Source organism: Pradoshia sp. Z5_111 (genome assembly GCF_058267535.1).
On the sequence record NZ_JBZCPQ010000005.1, the window covers coordinates 161960 to 178510 of the forward strand.

The window sequence follows — 16551 nt, forward strand, 5'->3', positions numbered from 1 at the left end:
GTAATTACGATAGTTTATTTTATCTCTAATCCAACTGTTTATCAATGGATTGAATTTTCTCCATCTATACTTAGTTTACAGATAAAAACGGAGAAAATAAAATGTTTTATCGCTATATTAAAAATGTAGAAGTATTCGGATTTTATCAAGGGCTGAAAAAAGATGAAGAGTGCTGTAAAATAGATGTATTCAAATAGGCTGGAGGAATTAGATTGGAATTCGTATTTTTAGGAACAGGAGCCGGCATACCGGCTAAGCAGCGAAACGTATCTTCGCTTATCCTGCAGATGAATGAAGAGAGAGGGGCAAGCTGGATGTTTGATTGTGGGGAAGCGACTCAGCATCAAATATTACGCACGCCTGTAAAAACGAGAAAAATAGAGAAAATATTTATCACGCATCTGCATGGTGATCATATATATGGGCTGCCTGGCTTACTTGGCAGCCGTTCATTTCAGGGGGGGATAGAACCGCTGACCATTTATGGACCGGTAGGAATCAAAGAGTATGTGGAAACATCCTTGCGTTTGAGCCAAACTCACTTAAAATATGATCTGTCATTCGTGGAAATAGTAGAAGATGGTCTTTTATTCGAGGATGAGACATTCAGAGTAGAGGTATTGCCTTTAGATCATGCTATTTTAAGCTATGGGTATCGAATCGTCGAAAAAGATAAACCCGGAGAACTACGGGCTGATTTATTAAAAGAAGCCGGAATTCCGCCAGGCCCATTATATAGCAAGCTGAAAAAAGGTGAAACGGTCCAATTGGAGGATGGCCGCATAATAGATGGCAGAGATTATATCGGAACACCTAAGCCGGGCAGAGTTATTACCATATTAGGTGATACCCGCCCTTGTGAAAATACTGTCAACCTGGCACTGCAGGCTGATTGCATCGTTCATGAAGCTACTTTTCAAAAGGGACAGGAAGAAATGGCCACTGACTATTTTCATTCGACTACCATTCAGGCAGCAGAATGCGCTGTTAAAGCTGGTGCAAAACGTTTAATCCTCACTCACATCAGTTCCAGATTTACTATGGATGATGAAATAGAGCTTGTTAATGAGGCCAAAGCTGTTTTTGCCAATACTGAAATAGCGAGAGATTTTTCAGTTTTTAAGCTTTAAAAATAAATCGGTAAACTAATAGTAGAGATAGCAGGAAGCCGTATATCCTGCTATCTTTTTTTGTCAGGGAGGCGTAGTTTTATTAGTTTTAATCAAAAACTCCTTTGTAAGAAAATGTAATACAATTATAGTGTACATATATAGGAATAATAAATATTCTCTTCTTGATATAAGAGAAATGTTATTTTTCTATGAAATTTAATGAAAGTGACCCATTTCTTATTTCATTCCAAATGAAGTTATAATATTAATATAATATTTAAAAAAGAATGGGGGACGGATTAGTATGTCTGAGGAGTTATTAGACTTAGCTATTAAATTAGCTAAAAAGTATCATAAGGATCAATTTGATAAGGGTGGCAATCCATACATTAATCATCCATTAGCTGTAATGAATAGGTTAGGCACGGCAGAAGAGAAAATTGTCGGAGTGTTGCATGATATTGTTGAGGATACAGAGCTTACCCTTGATGATTTAAGGGAATATGGCTTTTCAGAAAAAATTTTAGCTGGTATTGATTCTGTGACTAGAAGGGAAGGAGAAGAGAGGGAAGCATATATATATCGCGCCAAATTAAATGAGCTTGGTCGATTAGTTAAAGTAGCGGATTTAAAAGAAAACAGTGACTTATCCAGAATTCCTAACCCACAGGAAAAAGATTATCAACGTGCAGAAAAGTACGAAAGAGAAATTAGAATTCTAACAGAAGATAATTGGATTTATAGAGATGGAGAATGGATAGAGATTTTGGAAGAGAAATGACTTTGAGTACAATGATATACTAGATACCAAAACCTCTCCCGTATAGAATGGCGCGACCATATATGAGAGAGGTTTTATTTAAATTCTAGTATTGTTCAGGTTTATTTCCATAGCCTTCGTTATAATTTAAATTTCGCCATCTGCTCCTGTAACTCTGATGAGAGCTTGGATAGAGAGCTTGAGGACAGGCTGATTTCTTCGGTGGCTGCAAGCTGTTCTTCAGTAGAGGCAGCTATATTAGTTGTATGCACCGACACACTTGATATATCCTCTGCTACTTGATTAATGGAATCCGATACAAGGTTGGAGCTGGCCGAAATCTGTTGGACTGAAGCGGCCATGCTATTCACTTCTTGTTCCATTTGAACCATGTAAGCCACAATTTCTTTGAAAGCCTCTTCAGTATTATTGATAACAGACATCCCTTCTTCAACCTCAGCCTTGACCTCATACATGGATGAAATCGAACCTTCCATATTTGACTGGATTTCTTTAATAAGGTTGACGATTTGGCTGGACGAGGATTGAGATTGCTCAGCAAGCTTTCGTACCTCATCTGCGACAACAGCAAAGCCTCTTCCATGTTCTCCAGCTCTGGCTGCTTCAATAGCCGCGTTTAATGCTAAAAGGTTTGTTTGATCGGCAATGGCTGAAATCGTTCCTGAAATCTTGCTGATTTCACTGGAACTGGTATCCAGCATTTTCAGTATTTCTTCGCTTTCAGTGGCTTTCTTGTAAATAAACTCTATTTGCTGAATGGTCCTGGATAATAATTCATTCCCATGATTTGCTTTTGATACGACCTTGCTGCCTGTTTCGGAGATTTCGTTTGATACACCTGCCAGACGCTGGATAGAGGTTGTCACTTCCTCAAGAGCGTGTACACTTTCCTGAAGTCGAGTATTGGCAGAATCAGACACATCGGCAACATGATTAATTGAATTGGATACTTCTTCAGTGCTGTGAGTTGTTTCCTCCGAGCTTGCAGTCAGTTCTTCGGAAGCTCTTGCAACTTGTTCAGTTGAATGGTTAACCTGTGTAATCAGTATTTTTGTGTTATCTACCATCGTATTAAAATCATTAGCCAATTGTCCTAATTCATCCTTGCTTTTATTCTTTAATGGAGAGATTGAAAAGTCTCCGGTCGCAATCCGATTTAGGCCCTTACTAACCTGTGAAATCGGTTTGGCTATTTTTCCAGAAAAGAAGTAAGCAGTACAACTGGCAATGATGACAGAGCCAATCGATATTACAGCCACTAACCAGGCAAGCTCAGATGATTTAGACGTAATTTTTGCGACGGGTTTGCTGGATATAATCGTCCACTCCCAATAAGGTTCTTTTTTAACATAAGCTATTTTTTCAACATCACCCTTTTTGGAAGGATACGATATGAAAGCCCCATTCTCACCTTTCTCAAGTATCAGCTGGTCTACTGGTTTGTCTCCGTTTGTTTTAAGGTCTTTATAATTTGTATCTGCGTTTTTAGTATGTAAGGTAAGAGTGCCATCTTTGTCGATTGCAGATAGTTCTCCATCTTCTCCAAAATCATAGCCTTGATAAACTTGCTCTTCTTCTCCCAGAATCTCTTCACTTAATTGTTGCTGTGCATCCTCTAAGGAAATATACCCGGCACTTACTTGTTGGTGTAAGAGTCCAATCATTCCAATTGTCATATCAGTGTTTGTTTGGAGATTTTCTTTCTCTGTTTCAATCAATTGATCTTTTGAGATAAAAAATACGCTGATACCGATAACGATAACAGGAATGATTAACGTTGTTAAAGTTAACATCAATAATTTAATCTTGATTGAACGAGCTTTTTTCGTTTTCAATATATTCTTCCTCCTATCAATTAGGAAAGTCACAATGGTCTTCAATTAACTATCGGCATTCATTTTTTTGTCTTAACATGAAAATGATGTAATTGTTGTGAAAATAAATTCTGATAAGAGTATTGAAGAAATGTTTGTCCCTTGTTTGTAAAGGAAATCATCTGGCGGAGAAAAAATGTGGAGTTATAAATGAAAAAATAGGGGTTTGATAAGTAAAGAAGGGACTAAGAATTTTTATGTCTGCCCCTTTGGTACTTGATGTGAAGGAGAAAATTAATTCTACAGCTCCTTATCCAATTGTTCCAACAGGTACTCACCTAATTCCAGTTTAAGATCTTCAATGGATTCATCCAACAGGTTCCTTAGAATCTTACTTCCGGGTATATTTTTAGAAATTGGCATTCCTAAAAAATAGCGGTGGCATTCCCAAATAAGTATTCGATACAATTCTAGATGTTCATCTTCACCAAAAATCCCCATCGTCATCGAAGAACTGTATATAGGAATAAAAGGATCAATTCCTGTTCGGTCAAGTGCAATTTCAAGATCTAAACCTTTCTGTGCAAAGGCAAGCTTATATTCATTCGAGAGTTTTTCTATTAAGTCACTTAAGTCCGCTTCAATCGTTTTGATCTTTTCTTTTAATTCGCTTGAGAATTCTTTTTCTAGGTATTTCATACGTAACCCTCCACTGAACTCATTTATTAATAAATTCGTTGTTATTTTGTATTCTCCTGTCGAATTTTAAGATTAAAAAAAAGAAAAAGCACCGTTTCTATAAAAACGATACTCTTTCTTAATTAGTTTCTTGTATTTTATTAAATCAAAACAATGATTTAATCGAAGGAAGGGAATTACCAACCGCGACCGTATTGCACAGGAGCATCAACAGAAGCACGCAGTTCCTTGGCAGCATTTTTAGGCCAATATGGATCACGTAATAATTCTCTGCCGATAAAAATCAAATCAGCACGGTTGTTTTGTAAAATTTCCTCTGCCTGTACGCCAGATGTGATCAATCCGACGGCACCTGTAGCAATGTTCGCTTCATGCTTGATTGTCTCGCTCATTGGGACCTGATAGCCTGGGAAGCTTGGTACCGGCACTGACATCACACCACCAGAGCTTACGTCAATAAGATCGATTCCGTCTTCTTTCATCCAACGGGCATATTGAATATAATCTTCCGGTTCATATCCGTCCTCGTGATAATCCTTTGCGGAGATTCGGACGAATAATGGGCCGTCAAAAACAGATTTAATGGCAGTAATGATTTCTTTTAGGAATCGATAACGATTTTCTGCTGATCCGCCATATTCATCGGTACGAGTATTAACGGCAGGAGTCAGGAATTCATTGATTAAGTATCCGTGTGCACCATGAATCTCGATAACCTCAAATCCTGCCTTTTTGGCACGAATAGCGGCTTGTTTGAAGGCTTCAACTGTATCGGCAATATCCTTTTTGGTCATTTCTCTAGGAGTTTTCATTTTTTCATTAAAAGGTAAAGAAACAGGTGCAATAATTTCACCTTCAAGCTCAGCTTTTCGCCCTGCATGAGCGAGCTGAATCCCGGGTACTGTGCCATATTCCTTCATCATGGCAGTTAGCGTATGTAAACCTTCAATGTGATCGTCACTCCAAATGCCTAAATCTTGATCAGAGATTCTACCTTGTGGAGTAACGGCAGTTGCTTCCACGATGATTAAACCAACCTGGCCGACAGCTCGGCTTGCGTAATGAGTCATATGCCAGTTCTGTACTTTTCCATCACGTTCGTAGCTGGAGTACATGCACATCGGTGACATGACAATCCGATTTTTAAGAGTTATATTTTTAAGTGTATATGGTTCAAATAATAATGATTTAGTCATTGATGACAACTCCTTTCAGTAACCAAGTATAACAGTAGGGATTAAGGGGTGACTAATCAAATGCTTCAAATAAAAGGAAGAGAGCATGTAACCCGGGAATCCCCGAGTACATGCCCCTTATCTTACTTAGTAACCGCCGTAGCCGCCTCCAACATAAGAAGCACCGACAATAATTAACAAGATGAAAAGTACAACAACGAAAGCAAAGCTTCCTACACCTTTACCACCATAAGAATCACTCAATACAGACACCTCCTGTTCATTGCTGCAATAATGGGAGCGAATTCCCATTACATAGCCATCATATGGTTTAAATTAGTATATGGATTGGACAAAAATAAAAGTTGGGACAGCCTAAATTTCAGTAGCCATCATACTTAGAGAATTAATGGATTTAAAATTAGCATTAGAAAATTCCTCTTTAACTTATTGATATGTCACGAATGTTAAAAGGTCAGCTTCATTTTGATTTAAGTCAGGGGTTTATATAAAAAATACTCGTAAACAGAGAGGAGAATGGCTATGAGAGATCGGAGCTCGGTGGTAATTATAGAAAACAATCAGGTCTTACTTATTAAAAGAAGTTGGAATGCCTCTGTTTATTATGTTTTTCCTGGAGGAGGCATAGAGAATGGTGAGACACCTGAGGATGCAGCTAAAAGGGAAGCCATGGAGGAACTGGGGGTAGGTGTAAATGTTAATGAATGTATTTCAAAAGTAAAATATAACGCAAATAACCAATACTTCTACAAGGCAGAAATTTTATCTGGAACTTTAGGCACTGGACAAGGTGATGAATATACAAACAAAACAAGAGGGAGAGGAACGTACCTGCCCATATGGGTGGGTCTTGAAAAGTTATCATCTATTGACGTAAGACCGGTGGAGGTGGCCTTAAAAGTTCAATCATTATTTCATCATGTTTGAAGAGAGAGATGGATTCTAACATTTGCTGGGCTGAATGTTAAAGCCTACTGGAGTGGTAATATAGTAATAAAAAAGAGAGGATAGTAAAATCCTCCCGTTAGATGTACTGATTGACCATTTTTTGAATGGGCTCAGAGAAGTGCTGTAATAGATACGCACACGTTTCATCTCATAATTATTTATTTTACTCATATAGGATTTTTTCTTTTATCTTATTCCCCAAATCCTTGCCCATGCGCTCTGATTGGAGGGTAGCCTCTTGAATACATTCAATAAAGGCTTTCTTAACCCCATGTTGTTCAAGAATATGGATACCTGCTTCAGTGGTTCCGCCTGGACTTGTTACCTCGTAACGCAACATTTGAGGAGATTTATCGGAGGAGTGGACCATTTCGGCAGCGCCCATTAACGTTTGAATGATCAGAGCTTGAGCCTCCTGATGATCAAGACCAATTTGTTGTGCCGATTGCTGCATGGCTTCAATTAAGTAATAAATATATGCTGGTCCGCTTCCAGAAAGGCCTGTAACCGCATCCATTTTCTCTTCTTCTGTAAAAACGACCATCCCTACCGTTTTGAATATTTCTTTAGCCAGTGTAAGGTGTTCTGGTTTCATATAGGTATTTCCTGAAATAGCAGTTGCAGATTTTCCAACAGCCGCAGATGTATTTGGCATAGCACGAATGATTGGTATAGGATTCTCTATGATGGCTTCAATGCTTTGAGTAGAAATTCCTGCGGCAACAGATATCAGTATCATCGTACTGGTTAGATAAGGTTTTGCTTGCTGTAAGACTGTATAAACATCCTTCGGTTTAACGGCTAGCAGGATGATATCTGCGTCAGTTAAAAGGGAGGACATGTTGCGGCATGGGGTAATGCCATAGTTTGTTTTCAAGCGTTCTAATTGAGAATCATTGTTCCGATTGCAGACCCAAAGATCTCCGGGTGTAGTTGTCCCTTTTTTTACAATGCCTGCAATCAATGATTCAGCCATAGAACCGGCTCCAAGAAATGCGACTTTTTTATTCATGCTCCTGCCTCCTTTGTAAAAATAAAAAAGCCCTTCATCCTGTAAAGGACGAAAGGCTATTCTTCCGTGGTACCACCTTAATTTGCGAGCATTCGGCTCTAGAATGCTTGCATCTTTATACCGGATAACGCCAGGTCGGACGGCCAGGTTTGCCTGACAGCTCGAAAGGCAGGTTCAATCATCAGTGGGCGATGAAACCTTACAGCCAACGGGTTTCACTCTCTTACGCCATACATGATTTACTATTCTTTCTCGAACGCTTGTATAAGTATGTTTATTTGATATTAATAGAAATTATGCAAAAAAATAGCTTGTGTGTCAAGAATATTCAAACTTTATGATGGAATTTTCATACAAATTATGTAAAAATAATTACTAAAATACATAACAGGGAGTAATGAGATGAGTTCGATTACAAGGATAGCTGAAAAAATTATTATACCGACTCCATTTGCTGTCGGAGATGTAAATACGTATCTCCTAAAAGGAGATGCTTTAACTCTGGTAGATGCCGGAATTAAAACAAAAGAAGCAAAAGAGGCACTTGAACGGCAGTTAAAGGAACTGGGATATAGGCTATCTGATATTGAACAGGTAATATTAACCCACCACCACTCTGACCACTGTGGATTAATTGATGTATTTCAAGAAGCTCCATTGTATGGGCATGAAGATAATCAGCGGCATCTTAAGAGGGATCCAGCATTTATGAAGGAACAAAAAGAATATTTTACAAGTATGGCAAAGCAATTTGGTGTACCGCCGCAATTTATGAAACATGCCAATGATGTAGAATCCCTATATACGTATTCAGGTTCAAAACCGCTCACACATTTTTTGAAAGAAGGAGATTGGATTCCTGGCCATCCTGGCTGGAGAGCAATGGAAACCTTTGGTCACTCCCAGGGTCACTTATCCTTTTATCATGAAGAGTCAGGTGTGCTGATTGGCGGAGATTTATTATTGGGTAAAATTTCACCTAATCCGATTCTGGAGGTACCGAAAAGGGGACAGCGGGAGAGATTGAAGCCGCAGCTGCAGTTGAATGATAGCTTGCGTCGATTGCAAAATGAAAGACTGACAATCGTATATCCAGGGCATGGAAAGGACATTACTGAACCATACCAGCTAATTGAGAAACGTTTAAAAAATCAGCATGAGCGGGCATTTCATGTTAAAAGCCTCATTGGAGAAGACCGTCGGAACGTCCTGGAATTAGCTATACAATTATTTCCGAAGGCTGTTAGGAGAGACCCGGCACTGGCATTGTTTGAGACATTGGGACAGCTCGATTATCTAGATAGTCTTCATGAAATAGAAAGTGAAATGGTTGATGGTGTCGTATGGTATTATAATAAATAATGGACCATTAATGAGGAAGTGAAGTATATGAATGAACGAATTCGCGGGAAAATTGTTACGATTACCGGTGCCTCCGGCGGGTTAGGTGAACAAATTGCCAGGCACGCTGCTAAAAGTGGAGCCAGATTGGTCTTAATAGCACGGAGTTTGGATAAATTAGAAAAAATCCGTAAAGAATTAATGACTGATTTTAATAGCGAGGTTTATGTATATACATTGGATGTTTCCGATCGGAAGGCTGTTGAACAGACATTTGCCCGTATAAAGAATGAAGTGGGAGATACTGATGTTCTAGTGAACAATGCTGGCTTTGGAATTTTTGAAAAAGTGTTGGACGCAAGTCTAGATGATACAGAATCTATGATCAATACAAATGTCGTCGGACTCATTGCCTGTACGAAAATGGTACTGCCTGCGATGGTGAAAAAGAAGTCAGGCCACATTATCAATATAGCTTCCCAGGCAGGGAAAATGGCGACGCCTAAATCGAGTGTTTACTCAGCAACGAAGCATGCGGTTCTTGGATTTACGAATGCCTTACGTATGGAAATGCATACGGAGAATGTATTTGTTACATCCGTTAATCCAGGACCGATTAAAACGAATTTCTTTAATATCGCAGATAAAGAGGGTACATATATCAAAAACATTGAACGTTTGATGATTGATCCGGTCAAACTGGCCGAAAAAATCACGAATGTCATGCTAAAAAATAAGCGAGAAATTAATGCTCCAGGCTGGATGAATGCAGGAAGCAAGATTTACAGTATAATTCCGAGGACGGTTGAAACGCTCGGGCGAGGTCAGTTTAATAAAAAATGATTAAGAGAAAATCCACCTGAAAAAGGTGGATTTCTTTGTTCCTGCAACGTTTTGAAACTAAATCCGGTCATTTGTATAAAAGATTAGTATTTCCGTAACATAGCGAAGAACTGGTGTCCTGCACCAACTGTCCAAAATATATTATAATCTCCCCGCATAAAACGTGTTAGATGCTTACGGGAAAAATGAATGTACATAGTGATAAAGGATAAAAATTATACAAACATAAAACATGTTTATAAGAAATATAGTTAATAATATTTAGATTAATGGGTATATAGTAAATATAGTTATTATAGAATAATATTTTAAAAAATATATAAGAGAGAGGGTGGCTAGTAATGAGTCGTCAAATGATTAATATTTTAAAATGGGTATCAGGCGGTATGGAAGCATTATTAGGTATACCTGTTCTTGGCGGAACGATTATCCTAAGCATGGCATGGGTACCCTTATTTATTATGCTTGCTTTCCACATCATCATTGTAGTCTTTTCATATAAAGCCGGAATAAAAGCTAACGGAAATATACTGGGAATTGTAACGTCCGTTGTTGGCTTCATTCCTGGCATTGGAATGATTATGCACTTATTGTCAGCGGTGTTCATCCTTGTGGATGCAGCTCAAAATCAGGCTAAAACAGCTGTTTGATAGAATTGAAAATAAACCCGATAAAGCCCTTGAAGGTTTTATCGGGTTTTTCATTAATCAGTAACACGAATACTGCCGGTCTCCGTGCTCAGTTGAACTGTAATGCTTCCATCCCCACTCATATAACTTCCGGTTTTTTTGCCAAAGATACGTTTACTGCCAATCTCAGAGTCTGCTGAAATTAAGATGTTTTTCGGATCCTGATTAATTGTTAATTCGATTTCTCCAAGTTCATTTTTGGCGATAAGCGGTTCAGTGATTTCATCAGTCGAAATATCGATCGAGCCAACTTCATTATCGACCTGGAGCTTGCCGCTGTATTTTTGTATCTTAATGTTCCCTAGCTCTGAAGAAGCGATTATTGAAGTGGAGGTTACATCGCTTATATGAATGCTCCCAACTTCTGATTCTGCATTTAAGTGTGCTGCATTAACCTGAGAGATTGTAATTTCTCCGACTTCATTTGAAGCTGAGATTCTGTCATACTGTTTTCCTGGCAAATAAACTGTAATATTCTCAGATGATTTTTTAAAATTAACACCGAGAGAAATAGTATGATCCGCCTCGTTTGTAATGGATAGGGTTTCACCATTCTCTTCTATTTTTATAGGATTGGACATTTTAGACCCAATTGTCTCAACAATAATTTCATCTCCAGATGTTTCGGCCAGCTTGATTGTCCCTACGGTATTATTGACATCAATCGATTGTATCTCTGAACTTCGAAACTGCTTCGTTTGTTTGTCATTCTCATTTTGAAGTGAAAAAAACGATTTTGCAGTCAGCAATGCTCCTGAAAAGCCAATAACGATGAGTATTCCAGCTACAATCAGCCACTTTTTATACATGCTTCATACCTCCCTTTACAACAGAAACATTCCATTTGCAATATTTAATAAACACTTTAGAACTAAAGATGGTTACATAATACATGCCAAACAAGAGGAGAATTCCTAAACCGCTAAACCCGATTGAAAGAAAAACTTCAAATGCATAGGCCTGATTGAAACCCAATATAATACCAATCAGGTGGAGGAATGGTGATAATATGAGACCGATACTTGCCCCCCAACCGCCTAACAATATACCTCCAAGAGCTATGGCAGGACCAAGGACAAAAATTAGATTCAGAAAGCTCAGTCCAATTGTTAATCCAATCGCACCAAAGACGTTTGAGAAGGTCATCTTCCTGTCTATCTCGGCAAATGTATTCGATATATTTAATTCCTTTGCGATTAATTCAGGAGAACCAAGATTATCTGATATTTCACTCTCGGACTTGCCCTCTAATAAACCATTTTCAAAATACTCATTATAATCATTTAAGATGTCATTGCGTTCCTCTTTAGGCAGGGCACTAAGATGGTTAGATAATTGTTGCAAAAATTGTTCCCGATTCACTGTACTTCACCTTCCTCAATAATTTGATTAACACCTGTGGAAAATGCTTGCCATTCTCTTACCAGCTGCTTCATGTAATCCCGGCCTTTTTCTGTTAGATGATAGTATTTACGAGAGGGCCCCTCTGTAGATTCCTGTAAATAGGTCGTGAAATATTCTTCTTTGGTAAGTCGTCTGAGAAGCGGATAGACGGCTCCTTCGGAAATTTCAAATTTATCGGAAATCCCCTGAACGAGCTCATATCCATAACGATCCTTGTTATTTAACATAACAAGTACGCAAAGCTCTAAAACGCCCTTTTTGAATTGGACATTCAATCGTAAAGCCTCCTTTCCTTCGCTATTATACATTGTATAGTAGTAACTATAGTATTACACATGGTACTGTTTAATGCAAGGTAGTATGGATGTTTTTGTAAAAATAATTCACTGAGCGAACATGCAATTAAATTTCGGAAAATATTTTAAATTTGTAATTGACTAACAATTCAAATAGTAGTAATCTGTGTAAAGACTTACCAATTTAGTTATCAATGAAAGGAGGACTGTATGATGAGAAAATCAGTGATTGTTGTAGCGTATCATCGAGTCGATATGAGTTTTGTGCAGTCCTCCCGTTTAAATAAGATTTAACACGTTTTAAACGAAAAGACTGCACGTTGCCGTGAATACTTTTGTCTAACTCAAAAGTAAAGATTGGACGTTTTTACGTTCGAATCTTCTTTTGATTGGAGGAAGTATCAACACGTAATCGTTGCAGTCTTTTTTTGTTGGTAATTTTAAGTTGCATTCAAAAAAGGAGGAAGAAAAATGGTATCTAATGTGATCAATGTAAAAATTTTAAGGGACATACAGGCAAACAGCACGTAGCAATTAAAATGTTCTTCGGTTAAGACAAAGGAGGAGATGGAATGTTTTCGGTTTTAAAGAAATTAGGATGGTTTTTTAAAGAGCACTGGATTCGGTATACAGTCGCAATCGCGTTATTAAATATCGTAAATGTGCTGGAGGTTTTGCCACCGATGATTGTTGGGATGGCCATAGATGACATGAGTATTGGGGAAATGAATCAGGAGACACTCATGACCTATGTTTGGTGGATGATCGGGTTAATGGTCACCCTCTATATACTAACTTATATATGGAATTACCAGTTATTTAGTGGAGCGTATGTATTGGAGCGGAAGCTGCGCTCAGGATTTATAGGTCATTTATTAAAAATGACACCAACCTTCTATGAAAAGAATCGTACAGGCGATTTAATGGCGAGAGCAACCAATGATCTTAAATCTATATCCGTTACAGCAGGATTCGGTATTTTAACGTTAATGGATTCTACCTTGTATATGATTGCGATTTTAGTAACAATGGCCATTACAATTAGTTGGGAACTTACGCTTGCCGCAATCTTACCTTTGCCGATTATGGCATGGGCAGTAAAAAAGGGCGGAGAGCGAATCCATGAGCACTTCACAGTAGCACAGGATGCTTTTGGTGAACTGAATGACAAGGTCCTTGAATCTGTCGCGGGTGTCCGTGTCATTCGTGCTTATGTACAGGAACGAGCGGATGAAAAACGCTTTGAAGAGATGACAGAAGATGTATATGAGAAAAACATGAAAGTAACGAAAGTAGATGCCATGTTTGATCCGGTTATCACATTCGTTATTGGTATCAGTTATTTAATCAGTCTTGGATATGGAGCCAATCTAGTATTCGCTCAAGCCATTTCAATTGGGCAGCTTGTAACCTTTAACGTATATCTATCGATGCTGATTTGGCCGATGATTGCCATTGGCGAATTAATTAATGTCATGCAAAGAGGAAATGCCTCTCTCGATCGCATGAACGAAACACTATCTTCTCAGGAGGATGTCAAAAATGATCCGAATCCAGTGGAGGTTCCGGAACTGGAGAATGTTATATTTGATCAAGTAGTATTCCGTTATCCTTCTTCAAAGGTGGATAATCTAGCGGATATCAATGTCAAAATCGACAGCGGGGATACAATCGGGATTGTCGGAAAAACCGGCAGCGGAAAAACAACATTTGTGAAACAATTACTGCGGGAATATCCTGCTGGGAACGGAATTCTTTCCCTATCCGATGTACCGATTGAAAAACAAAATCTTGAGGATGTTCGGGAATGGATTGGATATGTACCGCAGGACCATGTTTTATTTTCTAAAACAGTTCGGGAGAATATTTTATTTGGAAAAATGGAAGCAACTGATGAAGAGTTCTGGAAAGCAGTTCGCCTCGCAGATTTTGAAAAAGATATAGAGAGACTGCCGAACAAGCTGGAGACGCTGGTTGGGGAAAAAGGAATTGCTTTATCAGGCGGACAAAAGCAAAGGATTTCAATAGCCAGGGCGTTAATTAAAGATCCGGAGATTCTGATTCTCGATGACTCCCTCTCTGCAGTGGACGCCAAGACAGAAACAACGATTATCGAAAATATTCGGAATGAACGAAGCGACAAAACGACGATAATCACTACTCACAGATTATCGGCAGTACAGCATGCAGACTGGATTATTGTACTGGATGATGGAGTGGTGATTGAGGAAGGCACACATGAAATGTTGCTCAATAAGAAGGGCTGGTATAAAGAACAATTTGATCGCCAGCAAATTGAAGCAAACAAGGAGGTGAGCGCCTAATGAACGAACATTTGGAACAAACGGAATCCGGTTGGAAGACGGGAAAACGTTTATATCAATATGCAGTGAAGTGTAAAGGAACCATTATCCTTGCACTAATGATGTTATCCATCTCGGTAGGGGCCGACTTAATCGGACCCTATATCGGGAAAAACATGATAGACAACCATATCATGGGGATTGAATCTCCATGGGTAGAAACGAAGGATACAAAGGATGCCGTTCACTATCAGGGGAGCACTTATAAACGTGAGACCTATGTAGAGGATGGGGAATGGACCGGAAGTGAGGTTGCCATCCATCAGGTTGGGACGACGTTTTTATTCCTGAACCAACCGATAGAGTTTGATGGGAAAAGATCCTATAAAGATGGTCAGCTGGTGATTACTAGCGGAGAAAAAAGAGCAACCTATGAGGCTCAGAAATTGTCAGGAGCACAAATCATGGCGTTTTATCAGCCAGAGATCAGCCGTATAATGCAATTGCTTGCTCTGTATTTCGGAATTATGATTGTGGCATTCTTCTTTCAATATGGGCAGAGCTATTATTTACAAAAAGCAGCGAATCGAATTATTCAAACAATGCGAAAGGACGTTTTTGCTCAGATTCAAAGACTGCCGATTCGCTACTTTGATAATTTACCGGCAGGAAAGGTAGTGGCACGGATTACAAATGATACCGAAGCAATTCGGGAGCTTTATGTAAGGGTTTTAGCTAACTTTTTCTCAAGTACGGTTAATATTATCGGAATTATCATTGCTCTATTTTTACTTAATGTAAAACTTGGAATGGTGACATTGATTATTTTGCCGCTGCTCGTTGCATGGACATTATTATTTCGTAAATTTGCGACAAAGTATAATAGGGTCATTCGGGCGCGTATAAGTGATATTAATGCCATGATTAACGAATCCATAAACGGGATGAATATCATTCAGGCATTCAAGCGGGAGAAAGAAACAACAGAGGAATTTGAAAAACTGAACACAGAGCATTATGTATACCAAAGTAAAATGCAAAAATTAAATTCCTTGTTAAACGGAAATCTTGTAGGTGCTTTGCGTGTTATTACATTAACACTATTTATTTGGTATTTCGGAGGTATGGCAGCATCTGGTGAATCAGTCGTCAGTCTCGGCGTTTTATACGCGATGGTGAATTATTTAAATCGTCTGTTCCACCCAATATCAGGAATTGTCAATCAGTTTGCAAATTTTGAACAGGCGATGGTAGCCGGTGAACGTGTATTTGCGCTTCTGGATGAGGAAGGTATTGATGTTGAAGATCAACGTAAGCCACGTTTTAAAGGGCATGTTGAATTTGACCATGTATCTTTTAGCTATAAAGAAGGAGAAAAAGTATTAAAGGATATTCAGTTTGAGGCTAGTCAGGGTGAAACAATAGCCCTAGTGGGGCATACAGGATCAGGGAAAAGCTCCATTATGAATCTGTTATTCAGATTTTATGACTATCAGGAGGGGGCTATCCGAATTGACGGGACAGAATTGAAAGATATCCCTCATCAAACCTTGCGTGAGCATATGGGAATCGTCTTACAGGATCCATATTTGTTTACTGGAACCATCCTTTCGAATATCACACTTGATGATCCAAAAATTTCGCGAGAAGTAGCTGAAAAAGCGTTACGAGATGTGGGAGCTGACCGCGTGTTGGCCAATCTTGAACATGGATTTGATGAACCGGTAGTTGAAAAAGGGAGTACTCTTTCATCAGGACAGCGCCAATTAATATCCTTTGCCCGAGCTTTGGCTTTTAATCCGGCCATCCTGATTCTTGATGAAGCTACATCCAGTATCGATACAGAAACAGAAAGCTTGATTCAGGAAGCAATGGAGGTGCTAAAGAAAGGTAGAACCACTTTTATTATTGCACACCGTCTTTCTACTATTAAAAGTGCTGACCAAATCCTTGTTCTTGATAAAGGAAGAATTGTGGAGAGAGGAAACCATGATGAACTCATGGAATTAAAAGGAAAGTATTATCAAATGTATGAGCTTCAGATTGGAAAGCTTGCAGGTTAATCCTTTGAGGTAAAAAAAGACATTTATAGATAAAACAATGATAACAGGTT

Annotated in this window: 16 protein-coding genes; 8 read left to right on the forward strand and 8 right to left on the reverse strand. The window is 38.7% G+C overall.

What is annotated here, in order from left to right; all coding sequences use genetic code 11:
- Positions 1-212: 212 nt before the first annotated feature.
- Together rnz and AC4D4A_RS12220 are read left to right on the forward strand one after the other, a co-directional pair.
- Positions 213-1130, forward strand: coding sequence for a ribonuclease Z (gene rnz, locus AC4D4A_RS12215; RefSeq protein ID WP_490996160.1), 918 nt, complete (start codon positions 213-215; stop codon positions 1128-1130).
- A 286-nt stretch (positions 1131-1416) separates the two neighbouring features.
- Positions 1417-1893 carry a GTP pyrophosphokinase gene (locus AC4D4A_RS12220; protein ID WP_490996161.1) on the forward strand — a complete coding sequence of 159 codons (477 nt, stop codon included), beginning with the start codon at positions 1417-1419 and terminating at the stop codon, positions 1891-1893.
- A gap of 119 nt (positions 1894-2012) precedes the next feature.
- On the opposite strand, the gene AC4D4A_RS12225 is transcribed toward AC4D4A_RS12220, so the two are convergent.
- The 4 genes from AC4D4A_RS12225 to AC4D4A_RS12240 all read right to left on the reverse strand — a co-directional run bounded on the left by AC4D4A_RS12225 (position 2013) and on the right by AC4D4A_RS12240 (position 5845).
- A complete protein-coding gene (locus AC4D4A_RS12225; RefSeq protein ID WP_490996162.1) occupies positions 2013-3728 on the reverse strand; it encodes a methyl-accepting chemotaxis protein in 1716 nt (571 codons plus the stop codon).
- Between the two features lie 279 nt (positions 3729-4007).
- Positions 4008-4406, reverse strand: coding sequence for a hypothetical protein (locus tag AC4D4A_RS12230; RefSeq protein WP_490996163.1), 399 nt, complete (start codon positions 4404-4406; stop codon positions 4008-4010).
- 176 nt (positions 4407-4582) lie between these two features.
- Positions 4583-5602, reverse strand: coding sequence for an NADPH dehydrogenase NamA (namA, locus tag AC4D4A_RS12235; protein WP_490996164.1), 1020 nt, complete (start codon positions 5600-5602; stop codon positions 4583-4585).
- Between the two features lie 126 nt (positions 5603-5728).
- Positions 5729-5845, reverse strand: coding sequence for a YjcZ family sporulation protein (locus AC4D4A_RS12240; RefSeq protein ID WP_077248053.1), 117 nt, complete (start codon positions 5843-5845; stop codon positions 5729-5731).
- Positions 5846-6118: 273 nt separating this feature from the next.
- Here AC4D4A_RS12240 and AC4D4A_RS12245 point away from each other — a divergent pair, with 273 nt between their 5' ends.
- A complete protein-coding gene (locus AC4D4A_RS12245) occupies positions 6119-6529 on the forward strand; it encodes an NUDIX hydrolase (protein ID WP_490996165.1) in 411 nt (136 codons plus the stop codon).
- A 184-nt stretch (positions 6530-6713) separates the two neighbouring features.
- On the opposite strand, the gene proC is transcribed toward AC4D4A_RS12245, so the two are convergent.
- Positions 6714-7562, reverse strand: a complete 849-nt coding sequence (gene proC / locus AC4D4A_RS12250) for a pyrroline-5-carboxylate reductase (protein ID WP_490996166.1) — start codon at positions 7560-7562, stop codon at positions 6714-6716.
- 402 nt (positions 7563-7964) lie between these two features.
- Between proC and AC4D4A_RS12255 the strand changes: the two genes are divergently transcribed.
- The 3 genes from AC4D4A_RS12255 to AC4D4A_RS12265 all read left to right on the forward strand — a co-directional run bounded on the left by AC4D4A_RS12255 (position 7965) and on the right by AC4D4A_RS12265 (position 10396).
- Complete coding sequence (locus AC4D4A_RS12255) at positions 7965-8924, forward strand: MBL fold metallo-hydrolase (RefSeq protein WP_490996167.1); 960 nt, start codon at positions 7965-7967, stop codon at positions 8922-8924.
- 27 nt (positions 8925-8951) lie between these two features.
- A complete protein-coding gene (locus tag AC4D4A_RS12260) occupies positions 8952-9746 on the forward strand; it encodes an SDR family NAD(P)-dependent oxidoreductase (protein WP_490996168.1) in 795 nt (264 codons plus the stop codon).
- 341 nt (positions 9747-10087) lie between these two features.
- Positions 10088-10396 carry a hypothetical protein gene (locus tag AC4D4A_RS12265; protein ID WP_225983600.1) on the forward strand — a complete coding sequence of 103 codons (309 nt, stop codon included), beginning with the start codon at positions 10088-10090 and terminating at the stop codon, positions 10394-10396.
- Positions 10397-10449: 53 nt separating this feature from the next.
- Here the strand turns inward: AC4D4A_RS12265 and AC4D4A_RS12270 are convergent, their stop codons facing one another.
- From AC4D4A_RS12270 to AC4D4A_RS12280, 3 genes are read right to left on the reverse strand one after another with little or no spacing between them, the layout of a single operon-like run.
- Positions 10450-11244 (reverse strand): DUF4097 family beta strand repeat-containing protein, encoded by a 795-nt coding sequence (locus AC4D4A_RS12270; protein WP_490996169.1) that lies wholly within the window; start codon positions 11242-11244, stop codon positions 10450-10452.
- On the reverse strand, positions 11237-11797 hold the full coding sequence (locus tag AC4D4A_RS12275) for an HAAS signaling domain-containing protein (RefSeq protein WP_066104661.1): 561 nt from the start codon (positions 11795-11797) through the stop codon (positions 11237-11239). Before AC4D4A_RS12275 ends, AC4D4A_RS12270 begins: the two co-directional genes overlap by 8 nt.
- Complete coding sequence (locus AC4D4A_RS12280; RefSeq protein WP_490996170.1) at positions 11794-12114, reverse strand: PadR family transcriptional regulator; 321 nt, start codon at positions 12112-12114, stop codon at positions 11794-11796. Before AC4D4A_RS12280 ends, AC4D4A_RS12275 begins: the two co-directional genes overlap by 4 nt.
- 593 nt (positions 12115-12707) lie before the next feature.
- On the opposite strand from AC4D4A_RS12280, the gene AC4D4A_RS12285 reads away from it, so the two are divergent.
- Together AC4D4A_RS12285 and AC4D4A_RS12290 are read left to right on the forward strand one after the other, a co-directional pair.
- On the forward strand, positions 12708-14459 hold the full coding sequence (locus AC4D4A_RS12285; protein ID WP_490996171.1) for an ABC transporter ATP-binding protein: 1752 nt from the start codon (positions 12708-12710) through the stop codon (positions 14457-14459).
- Positions 14459-16501 (forward strand): ABC transporter ATP-binding protein, encoded by a 2043-nt coding sequence (locus AC4D4A_RS12290; protein WP_490996172.1) that lies wholly within the window; start codon positions 14459-14461, stop codon positions 16499-16501. The genes AC4D4A_RS12285 and AC4D4A_RS12290 overlap by 1 nt, the downstream gene beginning before the upstream one ends.
- Positions 16502-16551 lie beyond the last annotated feature (50 nt).